23 protein-coding genes are annotated in these 23,236 nt (G+C 63.6%); all 23 read right to left on the bottom strand.

Features of this window, described 5'->3' with window-relative positions; translation table 11 throughout:
• Nucleotides 1–11: 11 nt before the first annotated feature.
• The 23 genes from EWM63_RS14005 to EWM63_RS13895 all read right to left on the bottom strand — a co-directional run bounded on the left by EWM63_RS14005 (nt 12) and on the right by EWM63_RS13895 (nt 23,134).
• The gene (locus EWM63_RS14005) at nt 12–365 is read right to left on the bottom strand and encodes a phosphoribosyl-ATP diphosphatase (RefSeq protein ID WP_130187088.1); all 354 of its coding nucleotides are present in this window, start codon (nt 363–365) and stop codon (nt 12–14) included.
• Nucleotides 362–802: a phosphoribosyl-AMP cyclohydrolase gene (hisI, locus tag EWM63_RS14000; RefSeq protein WP_130187087.1), complete on the bottom strand. Its 441-nt coding sequence runs from the start codon at nt 800–802 to the stop codon at nt 362–364. Before hisI ends, EWM63_RS14005 begins: the two co-directional genes overlap by 4 nt.
• Nucleotides 803–811: 9 nt before the next feature.
• Complete coding sequence (gene hisF / locus EWM63_RS13995; protein ID WP_130187086.1) at nt 812–1,573, bottom strand: imidazole glycerol phosphate synthase subunit HisF; 762 nt, start codon at nt 1,571–1,573, stop codon at nt 812–814.
• A 1-nt stretch (nt 1,574) separates the two neighbouring features.
• On the bottom strand, nt 1,575–2,396 hold the full coding sequence (gene hisA / locus EWM63_RS13990; protein ID WP_130187085.1) for a 1-(5-phosphoribosyl)-5-[(5-phosphoribosylamino)methylideneamino]imidazole-4-carboxamide isomerase: 822 nt from the start codon (nt 2,394–2,396) through the stop codon (nt 1,575–1,577).
• A 60-nt stretch (nt 2,397–2,456) separates the two neighbouring features.
• Nucleotides 2,457–3,095, bottom strand: a complete 639-nt coding sequence (gene hisH, locus EWM63_RS13985; RefSeq protein WP_130187084.1) for an imidazole glycerol phosphate synthase subunit HisH — start codon at nt 3,093–3,095, stop codon at nt 2,457–2,459.
• A 21-nt stretch (nt 3,096–3,116) separates the two neighbouring features.
• Nucleotides 3,117–3,719, bottom strand: a complete 603-nt coding sequence (hisB, locus tag EWM63_RS13980) for an imidazoleglycerol-phosphate dehydratase HisB (RefSeq protein WP_130187083.1) — start codon at nt 3,717–3,719, stop codon at nt 3,117–3,119.
• A gap of 16 nt (nt 3,720–3,735) precedes the next feature.
• On the bottom strand, nt 3,736–4,833 hold the full coding sequence (gene hisC, locus EWM63_RS13975; RefSeq protein ID WP_130187082.1) for a histidinol-phosphate transaminase: 1,098 nt from the start codon (nt 4,831–4,833) through the stop codon (nt 3,736–3,738).
• Between the two features lie 21 nt (nt 4,834–4,854).
• A complete protein-coding gene (locus EWM63_RS13970) occupies nt 4,855–5,847 on the bottom strand; it encodes a DNA-methyltransferase (RefSeq protein ID WP_130187081.1) in 993 nt (330 codons plus the stop codon).
• Nucleotides 5,844–7,160: a histidinol dehydrogenase gene (gene hisD / locus EWM63_RS13965; RefSeq protein ID WP_130187080.1), complete on the bottom strand. Its 1,317-nt coding sequence runs from the start codon at nt 7,158–7,160 to the stop codon at nt 5,844–5,846. The genes EWM63_RS13970 and hisD overlap by 4 nt, the downstream gene beginning before the upstream one ends.
• Nucleotides 7,161–7,194: 34 nt before the next feature.
• Entirely contained in the window at nt 7,195–7,875 is a 681-nt protein-coding gene (gene hisG, locus EWM63_RS13960) for an ATP phosphoribosyltransferase (protein ID WP_130187079.1), read from the bottom strand.
• A 3-nt stretch (nt 7,876–7,878) separates the two neighbouring features.
• On the bottom strand, nt 7,879–9,129 hold the full coding sequence (gene murA / locus EWM63_RS13955) for a UDP-N-acetylglucosamine 1-carboxyvinyltransferase (protein ID WP_130187078.1): 1,251 nt from the start codon (nt 9,127–9,129) through the stop codon (nt 7,879–7,881).
• Nucleotides 9,130–9,157: 28 nt separating this feature from the next.
• On the bottom strand, nt 9,158–9,400 hold the full coding sequence (locus EWM63_RS13950) for a BolA family protein (RefSeq protein ID WP_130187077.1): 243 nt from the start codon (nt 9,398–9,400) through the stop codon (nt 9,158–9,160).
• 34 nt (nt 9,401–9,434) lie between these two features.
• Nucleotides 9,435–10,196, bottom strand: a complete 762-nt coding sequence (locus EWM63_RS13945; RefSeq protein WP_130187076.1) for an ABC transporter permease — start codon at nt 10,194–10,196, stop codon at nt 9,435–9,437.
• A complete protein-coding gene (locus EWM63_RS13940) occupies nt 10,193–11,122 on the bottom strand; it encodes an ABC transporter ATP-binding protein (RefSeq protein WP_130187075.1) in 930 nt (309 codons plus the stop codon). Before EWM63_RS13940 ends, EWM63_RS13945 begins: the two co-directional genes overlap by 4 nt.
• Nucleotides 11,123–11,316: 194 nt before the next feature.
• Complete coding sequence (locus tag EWM63_RS13935) at nt 11,317–11,625, bottom strand: STAS domain-containing protein (RefSeq protein ID WP_130187074.1); 309 nt, start codon at nt 11,623–11,625, stop codon at nt 11,317–11,319.
• Nucleotides 11,626–11,672: 47 nt separating this feature from the next.
• A complete protein-coding gene (locus EWM63_RS13930) occupies nt 11,673–12,317 on the bottom strand; it encodes an MlaC/ttg2D family ABC transporter substrate-binding protein (RefSeq protein WP_130187073.1) in 645 nt (214 codons plus the stop codon).
• A gap of 157 nt (nt 12,318–12,474) precedes the next feature.
• A complete protein-coding gene (locus EWM63_RS13925; RefSeq protein ID WP_130187072.1) occupies nt 12,475–13,239 on the bottom strand; it encodes an MlaA family lipoprotein in 765 nt (254 codons plus the stop codon).
• Nucleotides 13,240–13,244: 5 nt separating this feature from the next.
• A complete protein-coding gene (gene mlaD / locus EWM63_RS13920; protein ID WP_130187071.1) occupies nt 13,245–13,709 on the bottom strand; it encodes an outer membrane lipid asymmetry maintenance protein MlaD in 465 nt (154 codons plus the stop codon).
• A 108-nt stretch (nt 13,710–13,817) separates the two neighbouring features.
• Nucleotides 13,818–14,603, bottom strand: coding sequence for a lipid asymmetry maintenance ABC transporter permease subunit MlaE (gene mlaE / locus EWM63_RS13915; RefSeq protein WP_130187070.1), 786 nt, complete (start codon nt 14,601–14,603; stop codon nt 13,818–13,820).
• Nucleotides 14,600–15,403, bottom strand: a complete 804-nt coding sequence (locus EWM63_RS13910) for an ABC transporter ATP-binding protein (RefSeq protein ID WP_130187069.1) — start codon at nt 15,401–15,403, stop codon at nt 14,600–14,602. The genes mlaE and EWM63_RS13910 overlap by 4 nt, the downstream gene beginning before the upstream one ends.
• Before the next feature lie 324 nt (nt 15,404–15,727).
• A complete protein-coding gene (locus EWM63_RS13905) occupies nt 15,728–16,648 on the bottom strand; it encodes a CsgG/HfaB family protein (protein ID WP_130187068.1) in 921 nt (306 codons plus the stop codon).
• 282 nt (nt 16,649–16,930) lie between these two features.
• Nucleotides 16,931–18,394 (bottom strand): glutamate synthase subunit beta, encoded by a 1,464-nt coding sequence (locus tag EWM63_RS13900; protein WP_130187067.1) that lies wholly within the window; start codon nt 18,392–18,394, stop codon nt 16,931–16,933.
• A gap of 21 nt (nt 18,395–18,415) precedes the next feature.
• On the bottom strand, nt 18,416–23,134 hold the full coding sequence (locus EWM63_RS13895) for a glutamate synthase-related protein (protein ID WP_130187066.1): 4,719 nt from the start codon (nt 23,132–23,134) through the stop codon (nt 18,416–18,418).
• Between the last annotated feature and the right edge of the window lie 102 nt (nt 23,135–23,236).

The raw sequence follows: 23,236 nt of genomic DNA, 5'->3' as shown, positions 1-23,236 counted from the left end.
TCCTTTTTCAGTTATTCCGGGCGCGCGGCTTTTTCGGCAATGCCGGACATGCCTTCGCGGCGCGCCAGCTCGTCGAGCACCTGCTGTGGCGACAGGTCGAACTGGGCCAGCAACACGAGCGAATGGAACCACAGATCGGCCACTTCGTACAGCACCTTCGCGCCATCGCCCGTCACGCGGGCATCCTTGGCGGCCATCACGGTCTCGGTGGCTTCCTCGCCGATCTTTTTCAGGATCGCGTCATCGCCTTTCGAGAACAGCTTGGCCACGTACGACGTGGCGGGATCGGCGCCCTTGCGCGACTCGATCGTGGCGGCCACGCGGTCCAGGATCGTGCCGGCGGCCTCGTTTGCTTCGATGCTCATTTCTTCTTGTCCGTATAAATGGTTTCCGGATCCTTCAGCACCGGTTCCACGTCCCGCCAGTCGCCATCCTTCGGGTCGCCGTCGAACTGCTGGAAGAAGCAGGAATGGCGCCCCGTGTGGCAGGCGATGCCGCCGGCCTGCTCCACCTTCAGCAGCACCACATCCTCGTCGCAGTCGAGACGGATGTCGAGCACCTTCTGCACATGCCCGGATTCCTCGCCCTTGTGCCACAGCTTCTTGCGCGAACGGCTCCAGTACACGGCTTCGCGCAGTTCCACCGTCTTGAACAGTGCATCGCGGTTCATCCAGGCGAACATCAGTACGTCGTTGCTGCCGCTTTCCTGCACGATCACGGGCACCAGGCCGTGTTCGTCCCAGTGCACGCGGTTCAGCCATTTTGCCTTGGCTACGCTAGGCGTTGTCGTTGGAATACTCATGCTGTTCTCTCAGGCCTCGCGCACCGGAATGCCCTGCTGCGCCATGAAGCGCTTGGCTTCCTGCACCGTGTGCTGCCCATAGTGGAAGATACTGGCGGCCAGAACGGCGTCGGCGTGGCCTTTCGTCACGCCATCGGCCAGGTCCTGCAAGCCGCCCACGCCGCCCGAGGCGATCACCGGAATGCCCACGGCATCGGACACGGCGCGCGTCAGCGCCAGGTCGAAGCCGCTCTTGGTACCGTCGCGGTCCATGCTGGTCAGCAGCAGTTCGCCGGCGCCCAGCGAGGCCATTTTCTGCGCCCATTCGACGGCATCGAGCCCGGTGGCGTTGCGGCCGCCATGCGTGAATACCTGCCACTTGCCTGGGGAGACCTGCTTGGCGTCGATGGCCACCACGATGCATTGGGAACCGTGCTTCTGCGAGGCGTCGAAGACCAGCTGCGGGTTGCTGACGGCCGAGGTATTCAGGCTGATCTTGTCCGCGCCCGCATTCAGCAGGCGCTGCACGTCTTCCACCTTGCGCACGCCGCCGCCGACCGTCAGCGGAATGAAGACCTGCGCGGCGACCCGTTCGATGATGTCCAGGATCAGGCCGCGATTGTCGGACGAGGCGGTGATGTCGAGGAACGTCAGCTCGTCGGCGCCCTGCTCGTCGTAGCGGCGGGCGATCTCGACCGGATCGCCGGCATCGCGCAGTTCGGTGAAATTGACGCCCTTGACGACGCGGCCGTCGGTCACGTCCAGGCAAGGGATGATGCGTTTGGCCAGCATATTATTTTTCCGTGGTGGACGGTTCGTCCGTGGCTTCGCCGGCGAATTCGCCGGGGAGGTCGCCACTGAGTTCATCGGCGCGCAGTTGCGCCTCGTTCAGGTTGATCGTGCCTTCGTAGATCGAACGGCCGCAGATCACGCCTTCGATGCCTTCATCCTGCACCGCGCACAGCGCTTCCACGTCGGCCAGGTTGTGCAGGCCGCCCGAGGCGATGATCGGAATGCGCACGGCCTGCGCCAGGCGCACCGTGGCTTCGATGTTCACGCCGCCCATCATGCCGTCGCGGCCGATGTCGGTGTAGACGATCGATTCCACGCCGTACTGCTCGAACTTCTGCGCCAGGTCGATCACTTCGTGGCCGGACATCTTGCTCCAGCCATCGGTGGCCACCTTGCCGTCCTTGGCGTCCAGGCCCACGATGATGTGGCCGGGGAAAGCGCCGCACGCATCGTGCAGGAAGCCGGGGCTCTTCACCGCGGCGGTGCCGATGATGATGTAGCTGATACCGTCGTCGAGGTAGCGTTCGATCGTGTCCAGGTCGCGGATGCCGCCGCCCAGTTGCACGGGGATCTCGTCGATATCGTGTTCCAGGGCGAACTCCTGCACCGTTTTCAGGATCGCCTTCACGGCGCCTTCGTTCTTCGGCTTGCCGGCGAAGGCACCATTCAGGTCCACCAGGTGCAGGCGGCGCGCGCCCTGCTCCAGCCAGTGGCGCGCCATGGCACCAGGGTCGTCGGAAAACACGGTGGACTGTTCCATGTCGCCTTGTTTCAGGCGAACGCAGTGACCGTCTTTGAGGTCGATGGCGGGAATGAGCAGCATGGTGTGATAAGGGTTCGAGTAAGTGGGTGGGTGGACGCTGTCAGTGGGACGCGGCGGAGCTCAGGGATTCCAGTGGACGAAATTCTTGTACAGCTGCAGGCCCGTGGCCGCGCTTTTCTCCGGGTGGAACTGGGTGGCGAAAATGTTGTCGCGCGCGATCACGCAGCAGAACGGTGCGCCATACACGGTTTCGCCCACGCTGTGCGCCGGGTTTTCCGGCCGCGCGTAATAGCTGTGCACGAAATAGAAATACGCATCGTCGGGAATGCCTTCCCACATCGCATGCGGCGCGGTCTGCTTCACCTTGTTCCAGCCGATCTGCGGCACCTTGAAGCGGGAACCGTCTTCCTGCAATTGCCCGTCGAGCTGGAAGCGCACCACCGAGCCCGGGAACAGACCCAGGCCTTGGGCATCGCGTTCCTCGCTGCGCTCGAGCAGCATCTGTTCGCCGACGCAAACGCCCATCAGCGGCTTCGTTGCGGCGGCGCGCATCAGCGCATCGTGCACGCCCGACTCGCGCAGGTGCGTCATGCAGTCGAGCATGGAGCCCTGGCCGGGTAGGACGATGCGGTCGGCCGCGTCGATCTCGGCGGGAATGCCGGAAATGGACACGTCGGCTTCCGGCGCGACGGCACGCAGGGCCTGCGCAACGGAGCGCACGTTACCCATGCCGTAGTCAACTACTACAATTTTTTTCATGATGTGAAAGCCGGCCTTTGTTTACAGGCTTCCTTTGGTGGAGGGAATCGTGCCGGCGGCGCGCTCGTCGAACTCGGCGGCCATGCGCAGCGCACGGCCGAACGCCTTGAACACCGTCTCGCACTGGTGGTGGGCGTTGGTGCCGCGCAGGTTGTCGATGTGCAGCGAGATGCCGGCGTGGTTGACGAAGCCGCGGAAGAATTCCAGCGTCAGGTCGACGTCGAACGTGCCGATCATCGCGCGGGTAAACGGGATGTGGTATTCGATGCCCGGGCGGCCCGAGAAATCGATGACGACGCGCGACAGCGCCTCGTCCAGCGGCACATAGGCGTGGCCATAGCGGCGGATGCCCTTGCGGTCGCCGATGGCCTTGGCCACCGCCATGCCCAGCGTGATGCCCACGTCCTCGACGGTGTGGTGGTTGTCGATGTGCGTGTCGCCGGTGGCCTTGATGTCCAGGTCGATCAGGCCGTGACGCGCGATCTGGTCCAGCATGTGGTCCAGGAAGGGCACGCCGGTATCGAGCTTTTGCACGCCGGTGCCGTCCAGGTTCAGGGCGACGCGGATCTGCGTCTCGTTGGTGTTGCGGATGACTTCTGCAATGCGCGGGGCTGGTGAATTCATGGGAAGCTCTGGGGTATTAGGATCGGTCCGCCAACGAGGCGCGCAGCGCATCGAGGAAAGCGGCGTTCTCGTCCGGCGTGCTGACGGTCACACGCAGGCAGTTCGTCAGCACACTGTGCATTTTACTCAAATTTTTAATCAGGATTTTACGACTTACCAGTTTGGCATGGACGCTGTCGGCATCCGGCACACGGATCGTGATGAAATTGGCCGCCGACGGGAACACCTGCACGCCCGGCACGCCGGCCAGCGCGGCAGCCAGCGCGGTGCGCTGCTCCCGCAGCAGCCGGGCCTGCTCGTTGAGCACGTCGACATGGTCGAGCGCGAATTCGGCCGCCGCCTGCGTCATCACGTTGATGTTGTAGGGCGGCCGCACTTTCTCGAACTGCTCGAGCAGCGAGGGCGCCGCCGACATGTAGCCGAGGCGGATGCCGGCCAGGCCCAGCTTGGACAGCGTGCGCATCACGATCAGGTTGCCGAATTCCGGCAGGCGCGGCATGAAGCTCTGCTGTGCGAACGGCTCGTAGGCTTCGTCGACCACGACCAGGCCCCGGTCGCCCTGCGCGCGCAGGATGGCTTCGATGTCGGCCGTGTCGAACAGGTTGCCGGTCGGATTGTTCGGGTACGCCAGGAAGATCAGCGCGGGCCGGTGCTGCTCGATCGCCGCCAGCATGGCCGGCAGGTCGAGCGTCAGGTCCGCCTTCAGCGGCACACCGACGAAATCCATGCCGGCCACCTGGGCCGAGCGCTGGAACATCACGAACGCGGGCACCGGCGCCAGCATCACGGCACGGCGGTCCTGCCACGCGCAGGTGGCGGCCATGATGGCGATCAGCTCATCGGAGCCATTGCCCAGCAGTACGTCGTAGCCGGCCGGGATGCCGAGCTTCGCGCGGATGCGTTCCTTCAGCGGGCCGTAGGCGGCCGCCGGGTAGCGGTTCAGCGCCACCTCGGCCAGCCGGTTGCCCAGCTCGCGCCGCAGGTCTTCCGGCAACTGGTACGGGTTTTCCATCGCGTCCAACTTCACGAAGCCGCTGGCATCCGGCACGTGGTAGCTCTTGTCGCTGCGCACGTCGGGGCGAATGGTGTTGGCGATCAGGCTGTCGAGGGACATGCTATTCAATACTCCAATTCGTTATTCGGGGCTGTCGACGCTTGTTGGCGCGGCGACAACCTTGGACTTCGGTTTCCTCGTTGCCCGCTTCCTGGCCGGGGCCGCAGGCGGCGTCACCAGAAAACCGGGGTCGGACCCCGGATCGGCGGCGCGGACCCGGCCTTTGGCGCGGGCCTTGGGGTCAGACCCCTGCTGCCCGGCGGCCGGTGGTGATGCCGGGCGTTTCGGACGGACCTTGGGGTCAGGCTCCTGTGGCTCGACGGCCAGTTGATCCAGGCGTTCGGCGAGGATCCTGCAATAGTCGGGATTGAGTTCAAAGCCGGTGAAGTGGCGGCCCGTGTTGCGCGCCGCGACGGCCGTGGTGCCGCTGCCCATGAACAGGTCGAGCACCACGCCGCCCGGGGGGCACGATGCCTTCACCATCCGTTCGATGATCTCGAGCGGCTTTTGCGTGGGGTGATCGACCCGCTCCGCATGTTGCCTGTGCAAGCGCGATACGCTCCACAGGTCTTTCGGGTTGTAGCCCTGTTCCAGCCATTTCGCGCCCACGAAGATCGAGCGCGACCTGGCCTTCTTGGTTTCGGCGTCGTACGGGATGCGCACGGCGTCGAGGTTGAAATAATAATCCTTGCGGCGCACGAAAAAGCCGATCGTGTCGTGCACCGACGTAAAACTGCGCACGGTGCCGCCCATCGACGGCACCCGGCGGTCCCAGATGATCTCGTTGATCATCGTCATCCGCCGTTTCAGCATCACGAAGATTTCCGGCGCCGAGCGCCACGTCGTGAACACATACAGGCTGCCGTTTTCCTTCAGCTTCGGCAGCGCGGCATCGACCCATTGCTCGGTCCAGGCCAGGAAATCGTCCACCGGCTGCTGGTCGGAGGCATTGCCGTAATCCTTGCCCAGGTTGTACGGCGGGTCTGTGAGGATCAGGTCGATCGAGCCATCCGGGATGCGATGCAAACCTGCCAGCGCATCCTCGCAGAACACCTGATCGAGCCAGGTACTCATGGTTTCAACCGCAGCTCCGCGCTGCGCGCGTGCGCCTGCAAGCCCTCGCCGTATGCCAGCTCGGCGGCGATTTTACCCAATGTCTGGGCACCGGCTTCGCTGACCTGGATCACCGACGAGCGCTTCTGGAAATCGTACACGCCCAGCGGCGACGAGAAGCGCGCCGTGCGCGACGTGGGCAGCACGTGGTTCGGGCCGCAGCAATAGTCGCCCAGCGATTCGGACGAGAAGCGGCCCAGGAACATGGCGCCCGCGTGGCGGATCCTGTCGGCCCACTGCTGCGGCTCCTCGGCGGAAATTTCCAGGTGCTCGGCGGCGATGGCGTTGGCGATCTCGCATGCCTCTTCCATGCTGCGCACCTTGACCAGCGCGCCGCGGTCGGTCAGCGAGGTGCGGATCGTTTCCTGGCGCGGCATCGTCGGCAGCAGTTTTTGAATGGACGCCTCGACCTGCGCGATGTAGTCCGCGTCCGGGCACAGCAGGATCGCCTGCGCGAGCTCGTCGTGCTCGGCCTGCGAGAACAGGTCCATCGCCACCCAGTCAGGGTCCGTGGTGCCGTCGCAGACTACCAGGATTTCCGACGGGCCGGCGATCATGTCGATGCCCACGGCGCCGAACACGCGGCGCTTGGCCGCCGCCACGTAGGCGTTGCCGGGGCCGACGATCTTGTCGACCGGCTTGATCGACTCGGTGCCATAGGCCAGTGCGGCCACGGCCTGCGCACCGCCGATGCCGATCACGCGGTCGACGCCGGCGATCGCGGCGGCGGCCAGCACCATCTGGTTCTTGATGCCATCCGGTGTCGGCACGACCATCACGATCTCGCCGACGCCGGCCACCTTGGCGGGAATCGCGTTCATCAGCACGGACGACGGGTAGGCGGCTTTCCCGCCCGGCACGTAGATGCCCACGCGGTCCAGCGGCGTGATGCGCTGGCCGAGGATCGTGCCATCCGCTTCGGTATAGGTGAAACCCTGCAGCTCCTGCTTCTGGCGCTCGTGGAACACACGGATGCGTTCGGCGGCCGTCTGCAACGCGGCGCGCTGCGTGTCCGGCAGCGCCGCCAGCGCGGCATCCAGTTCGGCCTGGCCGATCTCGAAAGCCTGCAGGTCGGCGGCGCCACCGTTCGGGATGCGGTCGAACTTGTTCGTGTACTCGACCACGGCTTCGTCGCCGCGCGCGCGCACCTGCGCGATGATCCCGGTAACGGCCTGTTCGATGGCGAAATCGGTTTCCGCTTCGAACGCGAGCAGCGCGTCGAGCGTTTCCTGGAAGTCGATGGCGGTGGAGTCGAGCTTGCGGATCTGGATCATGGTGGCGGCTTTGCTGTTCTACGGTTTTACAGTGTTACTGGTTTTCTTGCGAGGCTTTCTCGAACGCTTCGAGAATCGGCTGCAGGCGGGCGCGCTTCAGTTTCAGCGCGGCCTGGTTGACGACCAGGCGGGACGAGATGTCGCAGATCTCTTCCACTTCCACCAGGTTGTTGGCGCGCAGCGTGCTGCCGGTGCTGACCAGGTCGACGATGGCATCGGACAGGCCCACCAGCGGCGCCAGCTCCATCGAGCCGTACAGCTTGATCAGGTCGACGTGCACGCCCTTCTTGGCGAAGTGCTGGCGCGCCATTTCCGTGAATTTCGTCGCCACCCGCAGGCGCGCGCCCTGGCGCACCGCGGTCTCGTAGTCGAAGCCGGCCTTCACGGCGACGGACATGCGGCAACGCGCGATGTTCAGGTCGATCGGCTGGTACAGGCCTTCGCCGCCATGCTCGAACAGCACGTCCTTGCCGGCCACGCCGAAGTCGGCGGCGCCATGCTGCACGTACGTGGGCACGTCGGTTGCGCGCACGATCAGCACGCGCACGTTCGGGTCGTTGGTCGGCAGGATCAGCTTGCGCGAGGTTTCCGGGTTTTCCGTGACGGTGATGCCGGCGGCGGCCAGCAACGGCAGCGTGTCCTCGAAGATGCGGCCCTTCGACAGGGCAAGGATCAGTTGCGAGCGGTCGGTCGCCTGGGCAGGAAGTGTGCTCATGGTTTATTTGATACGGGTGATGTTGGCGCCGACGGCGGAAAGCTTCACTTCCATGCGGTCGTAGCCACGGTCCAGGTGATAGATCCGGTCGACCAGCGTTTCGCCCTTCGCGGCCAGGCCGGCGATGACGAGCGACGCCGAAGCGCGCAGGTCGGTGGCCATCACCGGGGCGCCGATGAGTTGCTGCCTGCCGTCGATGAAGGAGGTGTTGCCGTCGATCCGGATACGCGCGCCCAGGCGGTTCATTTCCTGCACGTGCATGAAGCGGTTTTCAAAGATCGTTTCGGTGACGGTGCTCTGGCCGTCGGCGATCGTGTTGACGGCCATGAACTGGGCCTGCATGTCGGTCGGGAAGCCCGGGTATTCGGTCGTGCGGAACGATACCGGCGTGGGCCGCGCATCCATCTGGGCGCGGATCCACGTATCGCCCACGGTCAGGCGCACGCCCATCTCGCGCAGCTTTTCCAGCGCGGCATCGAGGATATCGGTGCGCGTGTTGCGGATCGTGATGTCGCCGCCGGCGGCTGCCACGGCGCACAGGAACGTGGCCGCTTCGATGCGGTCCGAGATCACCGCGTGCGATGCGCCGTGCAGCGCAGGCACGCCCTGGATCACCAGGCGGCTGGTGCCGATGCCGTCGATCTTCGCGCCCATGGCCACCAGCAGGTTGGCGAGATCCGTCACTTCCGGCTCGCAGGCGGCGTTGTCCAGCACCGTTTCGCCTTCGGCCAGCGTGGCCGCCATCAGGAGGTTCTCCGTGCCGGTCACCGTGATCATGTCGGTGACGACGCGGGTGCCTTTCAGTTTTTTCGCCTTGGCATAGATGTAGCCGGCATCGATCGAGATGTCCGCGCCCAGTGCCTGCAGGCCCTTGATGTGCTGGTCCACGGGGCGCGAACCGATCGCGCAACCGCCCGGCAGCGATACCTTGGCTTCGCCGAAGCGCGCCAGCAGCGGGCCGAGCACGAGGATCGACGCGCGCATCGTCTTCACCAGCTCATACGGCGCTTCCAGCTTGTTGATGCCCGCGCCGTTCAGCGTGACCTTGTCGCCGTCCTGCGCCACCGTCAGGCCGGTCTGGCGCAGCAGCTTGAGCATGGTCGACACATCGTGCAGGTTCGGCACGTTCGCCAGTTGCAGGTCGCCTGCCGTCAGCAGGCCCGCGCACAGGATCGGCAGGGCCGCGTTCTTGGCGCCGGAGATCTGGATGTCGCCGACCAGGCGCTTGCCGCCGGTGATGAGCAGTTTGTCCATGCTTTTCCTTGTTATCCTGAATTTCCTGTTATGCCTTGGCCGCGAATTCTTCGGGGGTCAGCGTCTTCATCGACAGCGCATGGATTTCCTCGCGCATGCGGTCGCCCAGCGCCGCGTACACGATCTGGTGGCGCTGGATCGGGCGCTTGCCGGCGAATGCCGGCGAAACGATGATGGCCGTGAAGTGCTGGCCGTCGCCCTCCACTTCGAGGTGGGTGCAGTCGAGGCCGGCGGCAATGTAGCCGTGGATTGCTTCGGGAGTCGTGGTCATGATGGGTACCTCTTCAATGTCTTTGAATGTCTGCTCAGTGTCTGAGCCTGTAGCCGCTCTTGAGCAGGCGGATGGCCAGCAGCGCAAGCACCACCAGGAAGGCGGACACGATGGCCAGGCTGGTCCAGGGATTGATGTCGGACTGGCCGAAGAAGCCGTAGCGGAAGCCGTCGATCATGTAGAAGAACGGGTTCAGGTGCGATACGGTCAGCCAGAACGGCGGCAGCGAGTGGATCGAGTAGAACACGCCGGACAGGAAAGTGAGCGGCATGATCAGGAAGTTCTGGAACGCGGCCAGCTGGTCGAATTTCTCGGCCCAGACGCCGGCGATCAGGCCCATCGTGCCGAGGATCGCGGCGCCCAGCAGCGCGAACACGACGATCCACAGCGGCCAGGCAAACGACATGTGCGCGAACCAGGCGGTGGCGATGAACACGCCCAGGCCGACGACGAGGCCGCGCACCATCGCGGCGATCGTGTAGGCCGAGAAGATTTCCCAGTGCGACAAGGGCGTGAGCAGCACGAACACCAGGTTGCCGGTGATCTTCGACTGGATCAGCGACGACGAGGAATTGGCGAACGAGTTCTGCAGCACGCTCATCATCACCAGGCCGGGAACCAGGAACGACGTGTACGACACGCCTTCATAGACCTGCACGCGGCCTTCGAGCACGTGGCCGAAGATCAGCAGGTACAGCATGGCGGTGAGGATCGGCGCGGCGATCGTCTGCGTGGCCACCTTGTAGAAACGCAGCGTTTCCTTGTACACCAGGGTGCGGAAGCCCGTCGACATCATTGCGGGGCTCCTGTGCCGGTGATCTCCAGGAAGATATCCTCGAGGTCGGCCTGCTGCAGCTGCATCTCGTCGATGACGGCGCCGCTCTCGCGCAGCCGCGCCAGGATGGTTTCCACTTCCATGTATTCGTTGACCTTCAGGCTGTACTTGCGGCCAAGGGTGGACAACTGCGAGCCGGTTTCGGCGTGCAGTACCAGATGCTGCAGGTCCGGCGGCAGGTCGCCCGCCTTCAGGTGCACGATCAGCTGCGAGCCGGAGATGCGGCGGATCAGCGACGACATCGTATCGAGCGCCACCACCTTGCCCAGCTTCATCATGGCCACGCGCTTGCACATCGCCTGCGCTTCTTCCAGGTAGTGGGTCGTCAGCACGATGGTGTGGCCCTCGCGGTTCAGGCGCGAGATGAACTTCCACAGCGTCTGGCGCAGTTCGACGTCGACACCGGCCGTGGGCTCATCGAGCACGATCACGGGCGGCTTGTGCACCAGCGCCTGCGCCACCAGCACGCGGCGCTTCATGCCGCCGGACAGCGCGCGCATATTGGTATCGGCCTTGTTGGTCAGGTCGAGGTTTTCCATCACCTCGTCGATCCACTTGTCGTTGTTCGGCAGGCCGAAATAGCCGGACTGCAGCCGCAGCGTTTCGCGCACCGTGAAGAACGGGTCGAACACCAGCTCCTGCGGCACCACGCCAAGCTTCCTGCGGGCTGCGCGGAAATCGGTCACCACGTCATGGCCGTGGATGGAAACGCTGCCGGCGTCGGCGCGGATCAGGCCCGCGATGATCGAGATCAGCGTGGTCTTGCCGGCGCCGTTCGGCCCGAGCAGCCCGAAAAATTCGCCTTCCTCGATCGAGAGCGACACGCCGCCCAGCGCCTGCAGCGATTGGTAGCGCTTCTGGACATTGCTGATGTGGATTGCTGTCATGCCTTGTTTGTATTCTGTGCAACGTCGACCGTTGCGCTGGCAGCCCGCGCCATGCCGGACGTGCGGACCGCGTGAAACCCCTTGGACGGGGGCGCTCGCGCCATTCTGGCAAGAGCAACGGTCAATTATATTGGAATTTCGACCCGATCACGCCCGGGCCGGCGGAAATACAGCGGAGAGGGGGGAAGGCAGGGTCAATGGTGATGCAGTTCGGCAGCCGTGCAGGCCTCCGGCGATACCAGGGAACAGACACCATACAGCTTGGTCAGGCTTTGCAGCATCGGCGGCAGGTTCACGAGGCGCAGCGTGACGCCGGCCGCGTGCGCGGCGCGCTGCCACGCCAGCATCACGGAAACGGCGGCCGAATCGACGGCCACCACGTTGCGCATATCGAATTCGCCCTGGCCGGCCTGCAGTGCCGCGAGGCCGTGTTCCAGCGCCGCCGTGGCGTTATCGACGGTCAGCGCGGTCAGGGACAGCATGTTGTTGGAAGAATCCGGCATGATTTTCAAATAGTGAAGGGCCGGCGTTGCCGCCGGCCCGAGAGGTATTACTTCTTGGCGGTTGCCAGCGGCTTGTTTGCCAGCTGCTTGTTCTTCGCGGCCAGCGTCTTGATCAGGCCATCGATGCCACCCTTGCTGATCTCGCTGTTGAAGGTGCCCTTGTAGGTTTCCACCAGCCAGGCGCCCAGCACGTTGATGTCGTAGATCTTCCAGCCAGCCGGGGTCTTGGCCACGCGGTAGTTCAGCAGCACCGGTTCGCCGCGGGTCATGTTGACCTGGGAACGCACTTCCACTTCGGTGTCGGTGGCGTCAGCGCGCAGCGGCTTGAATTCAACCGTTTCGTTACGCACCTGCGACAGGGCGCCGGAGTACGTGTAGATCAGCAGGGTGCGGAACTCGGTGGACAGGGCCCGCTTCTGTTCCGGCGTGGCTTCGCGCCAGTAGCGGCCGGCGGCCAGCGCGGTCATGCGCTCGAAATCCACGTAGGGCAGGATCTTGGTTTCCACCAGGTCGATCACCTTGCGGGTGTTGCCGGCCTGGATTTCCTTGTCGGCCTTGGCGGTGTTCAGCACCTCGGAGCTGATGCGCTTGACCAGCTGGTCGGGTGCCTCGTTCGCGCTCTGGGCCGCGGCGAAGCCGGTGGTGGCGAACGCGATCGTGGCGACGGCGAGCAGTTGCTTGATCAGTTTCATGTGGTTTTACCTATATTGGTTGTACCGGGTTGCTTGTACCCACGGTGGTTGTACGGCGGTAACAGGCCGGTTCACTGTCCGGCCGGTGCGCCATTATAGCGGCCGGTGGCCGGGCCAATGCCGGCCGTTACCGCCGCTTACTGTCTCTTACGATCCGTTACGTGGCCGGCTGCGCCGTGCCTTCGCCCGTCGGATTCACCGAAGGCTGTTCCGGCACGTTTTCTTCCGCCTTGGTTTCCGGCACGTCGCCGTCGTACACCTGGCTCTGGCGACGCTGCAGGAAACCGTCGCGGACGAACTCGTAGCGGTCCAGCGCGGCATCTTCGAGCAGGCTCGATGCATCGAGCAGCGACGCGCGCTGGTCGACAACGCGGATCACGCCACCGATGGTGCGCACATTCGTGGGATCCTTGTACGACCAGGGATCGGCCACGAAGTCCAGCGGCAGGCCGACGGTATCGCGCAAGGTCGATGGGCCCAGCAGCGGCAGCATCACGTAGGGGCCGGATTGCACGCCCCAGCGGCCCAGTGTCTGGCCGAAATCTTCCTTGTGCTTGCGCAGGCCGGCTTCGGAAGCGATGTCGAACAGACCCAGCACGCCGAACGTGGAATTGAGCGCGAAGCGGCCGAAGTCGGACACGGCGTCACCGCCCTTGCCTTGCAGCAGATTATTACCGCCGGTCCACAGATCCTGCAGGTTGCCGAAGAAGTTGTTGACGCCGGTCTGCACGAACGTCGGCGTGACGTTCTTGTAGCCGGTAGCGACCGGCTTCAGCGCATAGGTATCGACCTTGTCGTTGAAATTGAAAACCGCGCGGTTCCAGTTTTCCATCGGATCGCGCTTGTCGGGCCCAACGGCGCAGCCCGACAGGGTTGCCGCGGCGGCCAGTGCCAGTAGAACAGGGGTCGTAGTGCGGCGCATCAGTTTCAGTCCTTTCCTTCAGCGGCTTTGCTGTAGATGAATTGGTTGATCAGGTCTTCCAGCACCGCGGCGGACTGCGTACGGGCGATCTTGTCGCCTTCGGCCAGGTTGTTTTCATCGCCACCGGCCTCGATCCCCACATACTGCTCGCCCAACAGCCCGGCTGTCAGGATCTTGGCCGAGCTGTCTTTCGGGAACTTGTACGTCGAATCCATCTCCAATGTGACGGCTGCCTTGTACGACTTGTCGTCGAACGCGATGCGCGCCACGCGCCCCACCACCACGCCCGAGGCCTTCACGGCCGCCTGTGGGCGCAGGCTGCCGATATTGTCGAACTTGGCGGTGATTTCGTAGGTGTTCGCGAGCGAGAACGTGCTGTTGTTGCCGGCCTTCAGGGCCAGGAACATCAGCGCGGCCACGCCGATCACGACGAACAGGCCGACCCACACATCCAGAGATTTGCGTTGCATTTTTACTTATCCTATCTGTTTTTCTGTAACCGCGCCGGGCATTTCCACGATGCAATTATTTACGCATTATTTGCTGAACATTACTTGCTGACTATTACTTGGTGACTATTACTTGCTGAACATCAGCGCTGTCAGCATGAAGTCGAGCCACCAGATCATCAGCGACGACACGACCACGGTACGGGTGGTGGCGCCGGCGACGTCTTCCGGCGTGGGGCGCGTCTCGTAACCCTGATACAGGGCGATGAAGGTGATGGCAATGCCGAACACCACGCTCTTGACGAAGCCGTTGCCCACGTCCTTCCACAGGTCGATGCCGCCCTGCATCTGCGACCAGAAGGCACCGGCATCGACGCCGATCAGGCCCACGCCGACCAGGTAGCCCCCCAGGATGCCGACGGCGGAAAAGATCGACGCCAGCAGCGGCACGGCAATGACGCCGGCCCAGAACCGCGGTGCCAGCACGCGCTGGATCGGGTTCACGGCCATCATTTCCATGGCGGACAGTTGTTCTCCCGCCTTCATCAGGCCGATTTCAGCCGTCAGCGACGTGCCGGCGCGGCCCGCGAACAGCAAGCCGGTGATGACGGGCCCCAGTTCGCGCGTCAAGCCCAGCGCCACGAGCAGGCCCAGCGACTCGGAAGCGCCGTACTTGTTCAGCGTGTAATACCCCTGCAGGCCAAGCACCATGCCGACGAACAGGCCGGACAGCGTGATGATCAGCAGCGAATAATTGCCGATGAAGTGCAACTGCTCGATGACGAGGTGGGGCCGGCGCATCATGCCCGGCGACAGGCCCAGCATCGTGAAGAACGTGCGCGTGGCATAGCCGACGCTTTCCACGTAATCGCGAACGGTGTTGCCGACACCGGCAAGGACGCGGCGGCCGATCATTTGCGCGCTCCCAGGCCCAGATCCTCGGCCAGCGACTTGCCGGGGTAGTGGAACGGCACCGGACCATCCGCTTCCGCATGGACGAATTGTTTGACGTACGGGTCGGTCGATACCATCATTTCAGCAGGCGTGCCGTGGGCAACGATCTTGCCCTGCGACAGAAAATAGACATAGTCCGCGATCGTGAACGATTCCTTCACGTCGTGCGACACGAGGATGGTGGTCGAACCCAACGCATCGTTCAGGTTGCGGACCAGGTTCGCGGTGACGCCCATTGAAATCGGGTCGAGGCCGGCGAACGGTTCGTCATACATGATCAGTTGCGGGTCGAGGGCGATCGAACGGGCCAGCGCCACCCGGCGCGCCATGCCGCCGGAAATCTCGCCCGGTTTCAATGGCGCCGCGTTGCGCAGGCCGACCGCATTGAGCTTCATCAGCACCAGGTCGCGGATCAGTTCTTCCGGCAGGTCGGTATGCTCGCGCAGCGGAAACGCCACGTTTTCAAACACGGTGAGGTCGGTAAACAGCGCGCCATGCTGGAACAACATGCCCATCTTGCGGCGCAACAAATACAGCTCTTTCGTCTTCAGCTTGTGGACGACCTGGCCATCCACGCTGACCTGGCCCTTGCTGGGCCGGATCTGGCCGCCGATCAGGCGCAGCACCGTTGTCTTGCCGCTGCCCGAGCCTCCCATGACCGCAATCACCTTCCCTTTTGGGAAGTCCATGTTGAGCCCGGCCAGGATGGGGCGCTTCCCATACGAGAAGTGCAAGTCACGGATTTCAACAAGGTTTGCCACGGCGGAGGGTCTTTATTTTTAATGCCATATTGTAGTGCAGAAAGCCCATTCTCTGCTGCGGAGGGCTTGTGAATGGCTTATATGACAAGGATAAGTGATGAATAATACAACACCACTGACCGCCGGGTTAGTAATTTACACTTGGCAAATGGTGTTAATTTGTGCAAAGCAGCATTGATGCTTCTTCGCATGTGATAACGCGCGATAGGTTGCTTGTCGCAGCTGTGCTCAGCTCGCAGCAACTTTTATTCGCAGAAATGTCCCATGCAGGACGCATGACAAACGCCAGCATCTTGCTGGCGTTTCCCGGTACGGCTGGCGTGATTATTTCTTCTTCGTGGATTTCTTCGCCTGGGCAGGTGCCGGGGCCGGCGCCGTCGCCAATGCCGGCGCGGCCGGTGGGGTGATGCCGCCCTGGACGCCCAGCGCGCCGCCGGTACCCAGGCCGCCCGCCACTTCCTGCGCCTTGTAGTTGCGCACTGCCTGCACCAGCTGGTTGTACGAATCCATGAAGGCGGCGATCAGGATCTTGCCTTCAGGCGTATTCGAATAGGCGCCGCCGGTACCGAAGGCGCCGCCGCCGAACATGCCGCCGAACATATTGAAGTCGAAGTTCTTGGCGCTGCCCTCGGCGGCCGCCAGCTGCACGCCGGAGCGGTTGTCCACCATCAGCAGCGTGGTCGATGCTTCATTGGCCTTGATGCCGCCGGCCACCATGCCGGCAACGCTGCCGATCAGGCCGAAGCCGCCCAGCGCGCCGCCGATGCCCTGGGTGCCCTTCTGGCTGAAGTTGATGGTCGGGCTCATCGTGTAGTCCGCCGCCACCATCTGGCCCTTGCCGAAATTACTGCCGGCGCGCATTTCGCCGGAGGCGGCCAGGTCGCGCTCGGCCATCACATTGTTCATCGCGGCGCCCCGCTCGACAACGACGAAGCAGTTCGACTGCTGGATCAGCTTGCGCAGTACCGGCACGGTCGAACCCAGCTTGTATTGCGACAGCTGCATGTACCACGACGAAGCCTGATCTTCGACGACGCTCAAGGTGCCCAGCGAACGGTCGCATTTTTCCAGCGCCGTGTTGGCGTTGTTCGCGGTGGCACCGCCAGCCGAACCGGTGGCCACGGTGGGCGCGCCGCCCAGCTGGGGAGCCGTGCCGGCGCAGCCGGCCAGGGTGAGCAGTGCACCAAGTGCCAGCACTTGGCCGGCGATCTTCGACGTGTTCGGGAAGGAGAATGGGGTTTTCATGGATTTGGATGCCGGCGCTGGCTTGTCAAGACGAAGCAACTATCTTAATACGGAGACAACGCCTGAATTCTCACGAATTGTCGCAATTACAATTTCCCACAAATTCTCCGACAAAAAAATGCGCCACCAAGACGTGTTGTAGAAAATCGGGGACTGTCCCCGATGTGGATTTACAACAAAATTATTCGGGGACTGTCCCTCCCGGAGGGACAGTCCCCGAATTTTTTACAACAAAAAGCCCGCCGCGGCGGAACCGGGCGGGCTTTCGTGGAGCAAGGTGGATCAGCGTGGCAGGACGGAGTGGCCCATCAGGTACTCGTCCACCGCGCGGGCGCACTGGCGGCCTTCGCGGATGGCCCACACGACCAGCGACTGGCCGCGGCGGATGTCGCCGGCGGCGAAGATGCCGGGCTTGCTGGTGACGTAGGCATTGCTGCCTTCGGTGGCGGCGCGGGCATTGCCGCGGCCGTCTTTATCGATGCCGAAGGCTTCCAGCACCTGTTGCACCGGCGAGACGAAGCCCATCGCCAGCAATACCAGGTCGGCTTTCATTTCAAATTCCGAATCAGGCACTTCGACCATCTTGCCGTCCTTCCACTCGACGCGGCAGGCGATCAGCTTCTCGACCTTGCCGTTCTTGCCTTCCAGGCGCTTGGTGGCCACCGCCCAGTCGCGCTCGCAGCCTTCCTCGTGCGACGAGGACGTGCGCAGCTTCGTCGGCCAGTACGGCCACACCAGCGGCTTGTTTTCCTGCTCCGGCGGCATCGGCATCAGTTCGAACTGCGTGATGGCCGTGGCGCCGTGGCGGTTCGACGTGCCCACGCAGTCGGAACCCGTGTCGCCGCCGCCGATCACGACCACGTGCTTGCCCGTGGCCTTGATCTGGTCCTTGACCTTGTCGCCGGCATTGATCTTGTTCTGCTGCGGCAGGAAGTCCATCGCGAAGTGAACGCCCTTCAGCTCACGGCCCGGCACCGGCAGGTCGCGCGGCTGTTCCGCGCCACCGGCGATGACGACGGCATCGAATTCCTTTTCCAGGTCTTCGGGGAAGATGGTTTCCTTGGCCCAGTTGTTCACGTTGGCCGGGAAATCCTTGCCCACCAGCGTGTTCATGCGGAACTTCACGCCTTCCGCTTCCATCTGTTCGACGCGGCGGTCGATGTGGAACTTTTCCAGCTTGAAGTCGGGGATACCGTAGCGCAGCAGGCCGCCGGCACGGTCCGATTTCTCGAACACGGTCACGTCGTGGCCGGCGCGGGCCAGCTGCTGGGCGGCCGCCAGGCCGGCGGGACCGGAACCGATGATGGCCACTTTCTTGCCCGTCTTGTGGTCGGCCGGCTGCGGCTTGACCCAGCCGTTTTCCCAGCCTTCGTCGATGATCTTGTGCTCGATCGACTTGATGCCCACCGGGTCGTTGTTGATGCCCAGCGTGCAGGCGCTTTCGCACGGTGCCGGGCAGATGCGGCCGGTGAACTCGGGGAAGTTGTTCGTCGAGTGCAGCACGTCCAGCGCCTGGCGGTAGTGGTGGCGGTACACCAGGTCGTTCCAGTCCGGGATGATGTTGTTGACCGGGCAGCCCGTGTTACAGAACGGAATGCCGCAATCCATGCAGCGTGCGCCCTGCACCTTGGCCTGCTCGTCCGTGAGCTTCAGCACGAACTCTTTGTAGTTTTTCAGGCGCGATTCCGGGGCCAGGTAGCTTTCGTCCTGGCGCTGGAATTCCATGAAACCGGTGATTTTTCCCATTTTATTAATTCCTTACCTGACTTAAGCGGCGATGGCCTGGGTTTCAGCTTCGATCGCGGCGTTATCGGCCAGCTCGATCAGAGCGCGCTTGTATTCGTTCGGGAACACCTTCACGAACTTGCCGCGGCTTTCCGCCCAGTTGTCCAGCAACAGGCGGGCGCGGGTGCTGCCCGTGTGCTTGAAGTGACGTTCGATCAGGCGCTTCAGGATCGTTTCGTCCGCTTCCGGCGTGCCGTTGCGGTGCTGTGCGTGCCACGTGGACTTGTCGACGTGCTGTTCCGATGCCGGCAGCACCGTTTCCAGGCTGACCATCGACAGGTTGCAGCGCTTTTCGAAGTCGCCGTCCGGGTCGTACACGTAGGCGATACCGCCCGACATGCCCGCCGCGAAGTTGCGGCCGGTGTTGCCCAGCACGACCACCGTGCCGCCGGTCATGTATTCGCAACCGTGGTCGCCGGTGCCTTCGACCACTGCCGTGGCACCGGAGTTACGCACCGCGAAACGCTCGCCTGCGACACCGTTGAAGAACGCTTCGCCGGCAATCGCGCCATACAGCACCGTGTTGCCGATGATGATGTTGTTGACGGCCCAGCCGCGGAACTCGGTGTTCGGACGCACGATGATGCGGCCGCCCGACAAGCCCTTGCCCACGTAGTCGTTGCCCTCGCCCACCAGGTCGATCGTGATGCCGTGTGCCAGGAACGCGCAGGCGGACTGGCCGGCGGTACCTTGCAGCTGGATGTGGATCGTGTCGTCCGGCAGGCCGGCGTGACCGTAGCGCGCCGCCACTTCGCCCGACAGCATCGTGCCCACGGTACGGTTGCGGTTCTTCACCGGCGAGATGAACGAGACGCGCTCGCCCTTCTCCAGCGCGGCCTTGGCTTGCGCGATCAGCTTGTGATCGAGCGCGTTCTCGAGGCCGTGTTCCTGCTCCTCGTTGTGGTACATGCACAGGCCTTCGTTGACGCGCGGCTGGTAGAAGATGGCCGAGAAGTCCAGGCCCTGCGCCTTCCAGTGCGTGATCGCCTTCGACTTGTCGAGCAGGTCGGCACGGCCGATCAGTTCGTCATAAGTACGAATACCCAGCTGCGCCATCAGTTGACGCGCTTCTTCGGCCACGAAGAAGAAGTAGTTCACCACGTGTTCCGGCTTGCCCTGGAACTTGGCGCGCAGCACCGGGTCCTGGGTGGCAACGCCCACCGGGCACGTGTTCAGGTGGCACTTGCGCATCATGATGCAGCCTTCCACCACCAGCGGTGCCGTGGCGAAGCCGATTTCGTCGGCGCCCAGCAGCGCGGCGATGACCACGTCGCGGCCGGTGCGCATCTGGCCGTCGGCCTGCACGCGGATCCGGTTACGCAGGCCGTTCAGCACCAGCGTCTGCTGCGTTTCGGCCAGGCCCAGCTCCCACGGCGTGCCGGCGTGCTTCACCGACGACAGCGGGGAGGCACCGGTACCGCCGTCATGGCCGGCCACCACCACGTGGTCGGCCTTGGCTTTCGAGACGCCGGCGGCCACGGTGCCGATACCCACTTCCGACACCAGCTTCACCGAGATCGATGCGCGCGGGTTGACGTTCTTCAGGTCGTGGATCAGCTGTGCCAGATCTTCGATCGAGTAGATGTCGTGGTGCGGCGGCGGCGAGATCAGGCCCACGCCCGGCACAGCGAAACGCAGCGTGGCGATGTAGCCGGAGACCTTGTGGCCCGGCAGCTGGCCGCCTTCGCCCGGCTTGGCGCCCTGCGCCATCTTGATCTGGATCTGGTCCGCGGAGTTCAGGTATTCCGCCGTCACGCCGAAGCGGCCGGATGCGACCTGCTTGATGCGCGAACGCAGCGAGTCGCCATCCTGCAGCGGGATGTCGACGACGACCTGGTCCTTGCCGATGATGTCCGCCATCGTCGAGCCGGACTTGATCGGAATGCCCTTCAGTTCCATGTTGAAGCGCGCCGGATCCTCGCCGCCTTCGCCGGTGTTCGACTTGCCGCCGATGCGGTTCATCGCGATCGCCAGCGTGGCGTGCGCCTCGGTGGAGATCGAGCCCATCGACATGGCGCCGGTGGCGAAACGCTTGACGATTTCTTTTGCGGGTTCCACTTCTTCCAGCGGGATTGCTTTCGACGGATCGATCTTGAATTCGAACAGGCCACGCAGCGTCAGGTGACGGCGGCTCTGGTCGTTGATGATCTGCGCGTACTCTTTATACGTGTTGAAGTTGTTCGCGCGGGTCGAGTGCTGCAGCTTGGCGATCGCATCCGGCGTCCACAGGTGGTCTTCGCCGCGCACGCGGTAGGCGTATTCGCCGCCCGCGTCGAGCTGCTCGGCCAGCACCGGGTCGTTGCCGAAGGCCAGGTTATGCAGGCGCAGCGCTTCGTCGGCGATCTCGAACAGGCCGATACCTTCGACGTTCGACGCGGTGCCCTTGAAGTACTTGTTCACCACCGCCTTGTTCAGGCCCACCGCTTCGAAGATCTGCGCGCCGCAGTAGGACATGTAGGTGGAGATGCCCATCTTGGACATCACCTTCATCAGGCCCTTGCCGACGGCCTTCGTGTAGTTGTACAGCGCCTGCTCCGGCGTCAGGTCGCCCGGCATCGCGTGCGCGTGCTCGGCCAGCGTTTCCATGGCCAGGTACGGGTGCACGGCTTCGGCGCCATAGCCCGCCAGCAGGGCGAAGTGGTGCGTTTCGCGTGCCGAACCCGTCTCGACGACGAGGCCGGTCGAGGCGCGCAGGCCCTTGCTCACCAGGTGCTGGTGGATCGCGGACGTTGCCAGCAGTGCCGGGATCGCCACGCGGTCGGCGCACACGGCGCGGTCCGAGACGATCAGGATATTGTGGCCCGACTTGATCGCATCGACGGCTTCCGCGCACAGCGAGGCCAGCGACGCTTCCACGCCTTCCTTGCCCCATGCCAGCGGGTAGCAGATCGACAGCTCATACGACTTGAACTTGCCGCCGGTATGGGCGCTGATGTGGCGCAGGCGGGCCATGTCGTCGAACGACAGCACCGGCTGCGACACTTCGAGGCGCATCGGCGGGTTGACGTTGTTCGTGTCCAGCAGGTTCGGCTTCGGGCCGATGAACGACACCAGCGACATCACCATCGCTTCGCGGATCGGGTCGATCGGCGGGTTCGTCACCTGGGCGAACAGCTGCTTGAAGTAGTTATAGAGCGGCTTGAGCTTGTTGGACATGACGGCCAGCGGCGAGTCGTTGCCCATCGAGCCGGTGGCTTCCTCGCCGGCGACCGCCATCGGTGCCAGCAGGAAGCGCAGGTCTTCCTGGGTGTAGCCGAAGGCCTGCTGGCGGTCCAGCAGCGATGCCGGCAGCTTTTCACCCTGTGCCGCGTACTTGCCGGCGTTCTGGTGCAGCTGGCTTTCCGCCAGTTTCAGGCTGTTCAGCTTGATGCGGACAGCGTTGATCCACGCCTTGTACGGCTTGGCGTTGGCGTACGTATCCTTCAGTTCCTTGTCATCGATGATGCGGCCCGCTTCCAGGTCGATCAGGAACATCTTGCCCGGCTGCAGGCGCCATTTCTGGATGATCTTCGATTCCGGAATCGGCAGCACGCCGGATTCCGATGCCATCACGACCAGGTCGTCGTCCGTGACGATGTAGCGGGCAGGACGCAGGCCATTGCGATCCAGCGTACCGCCGATGTAGCGGCCATCGGTGAACGCCATGGCGGCGGGGCCGTCCCATGGTTCCATCATCGCGGCGTGGTATTCGTAGAAGGCCTTGCGGTTGTCGTCCATCAGCGTGTGGTTTTCCCACGCTTCCGGGATCATCATCATCATGGCCTGCGCCAGCGGGTAGCCCGCCATCAGCAGCAGTTCCAGCGCGTTGTCGAAGCAGGCGGTGTCCGACTGGCCTTCATAGATCAGCGGGAACAGCTTCTGCAGGTCGTCGCCCAGCACGGCGGACTTCATCACGCCTTCGCGGGCGCGCATCCAGTTGAAGTTGCCCTTGACCGTGTTGATTTCGCCGTTGTGGGCGATCAGGCGGTACGGGTGGGCCAGCGGCCATTCCGGGAAGGTGTTCGTGGAGAAGCGCTGGTGCACCAGTGCCAGTGCGGAAATGCAGCGCGGATCCTGCAGGTCGCGGTAGTACACGCCCACCTGGTCGGCCAGCAGCAGGCCCTTGTAGACAACGGTACGGGCCGACATCGACGGCACGAAGAATTCGTTACCGTGTTGCAGCTTCAGTGCCTGGATCGCGTGGCCGGACGACTTGCGGATCACATAGAGTTTGCGCTCGAGTGCGTCGGTGACCATGATGTCGGCGCCGCGGCCGATGAAGATCTGGCGGATTACCGGCTCTTTCGCGCGCACCAGCGGCGACATCGGCATTTCCGTATCGACCGGCACATTGCGCCAGCCCAGCACGACCTGGCCTTCGATGCGCACGGCGCGCTCGATTTCCTGTTCGCAGGCGATGCGCGATGCGCTTTCCTTCGGCAGGAACACCATGCCCACGCCGTATTCACCCGGCGGCGGCAGCTCCACACCCTGCTTGCCCATCTCGTCGCGGTAGAACTGGTCCGGAACCTGGATCAGGATGCCGGCACCGTCACCCATCAGCTTGTCGGCACCCACGGCGCCGCGATGGTCGATGTTCTTCAGGATCTGCAGACCCTGTTCGATGATGGAATGGCTTTTCTGGCCTTTGATATGGGCCACGAAGCCGACACCGCAGGCATCGTGTTCGTTGGCTGGGTCGTACAAACCTTGCGCGTTCATGGGCACTTTCTCCGAAGCAAAGAGCCCTGAACACCTACCGTGGCGGGTACGCATGGCTCCGGTTTTGCAAATTGAAAACTGAGAATAGTGCATCGAACAAGT

It is taken from the genome of Pseudoduganella lutea (assembly GCF_004209755.1).
GTDB classification, from domain to species: Bacteria; Pseudomonadota; Gammaproteobacteria; order Burkholderiales; family Burkholderiaceae_D; genus Rugamonas; species Rugamonas lutea.
This window is presented reverse-complemented; position numbering and strand designations above follow the sequence as displayed.

Coding starts and splice junctions, on each gene's coding strand:
- EWM63_RS14005 (WP_130187088.1), bottom strand. CDS start 365: ATGAGCATCGAAGCAAACGAGGCCGCCGGCACGATCCTGGACCGCGTG.
- hisI (WP_130187087.1), bottom strand. CDS start 802: ATGAGTATTCCAACGACAACGCCTAGCGTAGCCAAGGCAAAATGGCTG.
- hisF (WP_130187086.1), bottom strand. CDS start 1,573: ATGCTGGCCAAACGCATCATCCCTTGCCTGGACGTGACCGACGGCCGC.
- hisA (WP_130187085.1), bottom strand. CDS start 2,396: ATGCTGCTCATTCCCGCCATCGACCTCAAAGACGGTCACTGCGTTCGC.
- hisH (WP_130187084.1), bottom strand. CDS start 3,095: ATGAAAAAAATTGTAGTAGTTGACTACGGCATGGGTAACGTGCGCTCC.
- hisB (WP_130187083.1), bottom strand. CDS start 3,719: ATGAATTCACCAGCCCCGCGCATTGCAGAAGTCATCCGCAACACCAAC.
- hisC (WP_130187082.1), bottom strand. CDS start 4,833: ATGTCCCTCGACAGCCTGATCGCCAACACCATTCGCCCCGACGTGCGC.
- EWM63_RS13970 (WP_130187081.1), bottom strand. CDS start 5,847: ATGAGTACCTGGCTCGATCAGGTGTTCTGCGAGGATGCGCTGGCAGGT.
- hisD (WP_130187080.1), bottom strand. CDS start 7,160: ATGATCCAGATCCGCAAGCTCGACTCCACCGCCATCGACTTCCAGGAA.
- hisG (WP_130187079.1), bottom strand. CDS start 7,875: ATGAGCACACTTCCTGCCCAGGCGACCGACCGCTCGCAACTGATCCTT.
- murA (WP_130187078.1), bottom strand. CDS start 9,129: ATGGACAAACTGCTCATCACCGGCGGCAAGCGCCTGGTCGGCGACATC.
- EWM63_RS13950 (WP_130187077.1), bottom strand. CDS start 9,400: ATGACCACGACTCCCGAAGCAATCCACGGCTACATTGCCGCCGGCCTC.
- EWM63_RS13945 (WP_130187076.1), bottom strand. CDS start 10,196: ATGATGTCGACGGGCTTCCGCACCCTGGTGTACAAGGAAACGCTGCGT.
- EWM63_RS13940 (WP_130187075.1), bottom strand. CDS start 11,122: ATGACAGCAATCCACATCAGCAATGTCCAGAAGCGCTACCAATCGCTG.
- EWM63_RS13935 (WP_130187074.1), bottom strand. CDS start 11,625: ATGCCGGATTCTTCCAACAACATGCTGTCCCTGACCGCGCTGACCGTC.
- EWM63_RS13930 (WP_130187073.1), bottom strand. CDS start 12,317: ATGAAACTGATCAAGCAACTGCTCGCCGTCGCCACGATCGCGTTCGCC.
- EWM63_RS13925 (WP_130187072.1), bottom strand. CDS start 13,239: ATGCGCCGCACTACGACCCCTGTTCTACTGGCACTGGCCGCCGCGGCA.
- mlaD (WP_130187071.1), bottom strand. CDS start 13,709: ATGCAACGCAAATCTCTGGATGTGTGGGTCGGCCTGTTCGTCGTGATC.
- mlaE (WP_130187070.1), bottom strand. CDS start 14,603: ATGATCGGCCGCCGCGTCCTTGCCGGTGTCGGCAACACCGTTCGCGAT.
- EWM63_RS13905 (WP_130187068.1), bottom strand. CDS start 16,648: ATGAAAACCCCATTCTCCTTCCCGAACACGTCGAAGATCGCCGGCCAA.
- EWM63_RS13900 (WP_130187067.1), bottom strand. CDS start 18,394: ATGGGAAAAATCACCGGTTTCATGGAATTCCAGCGCCAGGACGAAAGC.
- EWM63_RS13895 (WP_130187066.1), bottom strand. CDS start 23,134: ATGAACGCGCAAGGTTTGTACGACCCAGCCAACGAACACGATGCCTGC.